5 protein-coding genes are annotated in these 2,040 nt (G+C 59.9%); all 5 read left to right on the plus strand.

The window, feature by feature from the left end:
• The coding region (locus MRBLMA1_RS11485) for a cation:dicarboxylate symporter family transporter (protein ID WP_363736956.1) at positions 1 to 326 on the plus strand (326 nt) is incomplete at its 5' end.
• 151 nt (positions 327 to 477) lie between these two features.
• The gene (locus MRBLMA1_RS11490) at positions 478 to 1,017 is read left to right on the plus strand and encodes a hypothetical protein (protein WP_363736957.1); all 540 of its coding nucleotides are present in this window, start codon (positions 478 to 480) and stop codon (positions 1,015 to 1,017) included.
• Between the two features lie 59 nt (positions 1,018 to 1,076).
• Complete coding sequence (locus MRBLMA1_RS11495) at positions 1,077 to 1,460, plus strand: heme-binding protein (protein ID WP_363736958.1); 384 nt, start codon at positions 1,077 to 1,079, stop codon at positions 1,458 to 1,460.
• Positions 1,427 to 1,555: a heme-binding protein gene (locus MRBLMA1_RS11500; protein ID WP_363736960.1), complete on the plus strand. Its 129-nt coding sequence runs from the start codon at positions 1,427 to 1,429 to the stop codon at positions 1,553 to 1,555. Before MRBLMA1_RS11495 ends, MRBLMA1_RS11500 begins: the two co-directional genes overlap by 34 nt.
• A 170-nt stretch (positions 1,556 to 1,725) precedes the next feature.
• Positions 1,726 to 1,965 (plus strand): hypothetical protein, encoded by a 240-nt coding sequence (locus tag MRBLMA1_RS11505; protein ID WP_363736961.1) that lies wholly within the window; start codon positions 1,726 to 1,728, stop codon positions 1,963 to 1,965.
• The last annotated feature ends 75 nt before the right edge of the window (positions 1,966 to 2,040 follow it).

Below are 2,040 nucleotides of genomic sequence, written 5' to 3' on the forward strand. Positions count from 1 at the left end.
CCGCCGTCCCGCGGGCATCACTGGTGGTGGTCGCGGCGACGCTGGGCCAGTTCGACCTGCCGGTGGAGGGTGTCGCCTTCATCCTGGCGGTGGACCATTTCATGGACATGGGCCGTACCGCGACCAATGTGCTGGGCAATGCCATCGCCACCTCCGTCATCACCAAATGGGAAGGGATGCTGGAGGTCGAGGAACCGGACTATGTGCCCCATCCCAAGGCGCCCGCACACACGCCGGCCCATGGCCGCGCGGGACTGGCGCTGGCAAGCGACATGGTCGAGGACGAGCCAGTCGGCGAGGCGATCCCCGTGAAGCACCGCCTTTGACCCTGTCGGCCAGCGCCGCAGGCCCGCGGAACCATGCGGCCATAACGAACAGGCATAGCACCCAAAGCAACAGACAATTGCTTTTATATTTCCGTTGGATGAATTTAACATCACATCAGACATCGAACTATTTCCAGCGGGGAGAATTACGATGAATTTCAAGACTATCTTGTCGGCTTCCGTTCTGTCATTCGCCCTGGCCGCTTCGTCCGCCATGGCGCACCCGGGGCACGACGAGCTTCCCGACTCCTACGCCGTAGAAGGTGCCACCATGTCTTTCTTCAGCACCCCGAACCGCAAGCATATCATGATCAACGGCGACAGCGTGACGACCCTCGGCAAGGTCGTCGTCAACCTCGCCCAAGACTCCGACGTTCTGATCCAGTTCACCAGCGGCCTGGCGACCATCACCGCAGACGGTTGCCCCTGCTCGGTCCGCGCCTCCATCGCGGTCGACGATCACGACCCAATTGTCATCAAGCGCGTGAATCTGGGCGCGCAGGTGACTCAGATCGACGGAAAATATCAGCCCGATCGTCAGTCCGCCGACGGGTCCTTCGTCCTCCCTCTGGCGAAGGGCCGCCACGAAATCTCTCTCGTCGCGCAGAAGGTCGACGGCAAGAGCACGGCACTTCATGCCTTCTATCCCAATATGCAGGCCATCGTCTTCAACCGTCAAACGAGTAAGTAAGCCCGCTCTCACGGCAGCCGTTCATCATGGCCTTCTAAGGATCAGGAAAGTCTTCGCAATTGCCAAACAAGCTTCTCTTAGCGGCCGCGTTGTTGCTCTGCGCAGATAGTCTGGTTGCACAACAGATCCCTGGCCCCTACGGCCCGGCGATAACATTGGGCCAGGCGCGCATGATCGTCGATGCCGCTCACCAAGAGGCGGAAAAGCGCGGTCTAACCATGGCCTTCGCCGTAGCGATTCCTTCCGGAGAGCCGATTCTGCTCGAAGTCATGGATGGAACCCAAATGGGTTCCATCCCACTGGCCGCATCCAAGGCAAAGACCGCAGCACGATATCGGCGGCCAACCAAGGCCTTCTCTGAAGATTTCGCTGGCAAGGCGGCGATGAGCTATACCAGTGTACCTGAATCGTGTCGCTGGCGGGCGGCGTCCCGATATTGTTAAACGGTCATGTTATCGGCGCGCTGGGGATCAGCGGCGGAACATCCACCCAGGACGAAGAAGTAGCGACGGCTGCAATCGGAAAGTCAGCTAAATAGACTTCGACCCATATGGATGATTATCTCCGACATACCGACTCCCCGCTTCGCTTGGTCGAAGCGGGGCTTTCTATGGCGAACTGCTGGTGGCGGGGCTTAGCACTACTTTGGCAGAAGTGCGGACGGAGATCAGTTGCACGTCGGCCGGGTAGACCTTTTGGTGCCGGGGAATGCCGACAGCCCAGCCAAGGCCGCGCGCGCTCAGCGCCTGCCGGAACGGAGCGGACAGGCGTGCCACAGACTGGGTGTTCATCGGCTATTCGATGCCGGCAGCCGATTTCGAGTTCAAGCATCTGCTGAAACGCGTGCAACTGACCGAGGGTGACCGGCCCGACATCACCGTCATCACTGGAGGCACCCTGAGGTGGTGTCGGCAATTCGGACAGGGTGATAAGCTCATCCCGACCTGAAGGAATGGACGGGAATGAAGACGACGAGAAAGCGCTACAGCGCCGAGTTCAAGGCGAAGGTGGCGATGGAAGCGA

The organism is Sphingobium sp. LMA1-1-1.1, from assembly GCF_040676365.1.
In the GTDB taxonomy this organism is placed as follows: Bacteria; Pseudomonadota; Alphaproteobacteria; order Sphingomonadales; family Sphingomonadaceae; genus Sphingobium.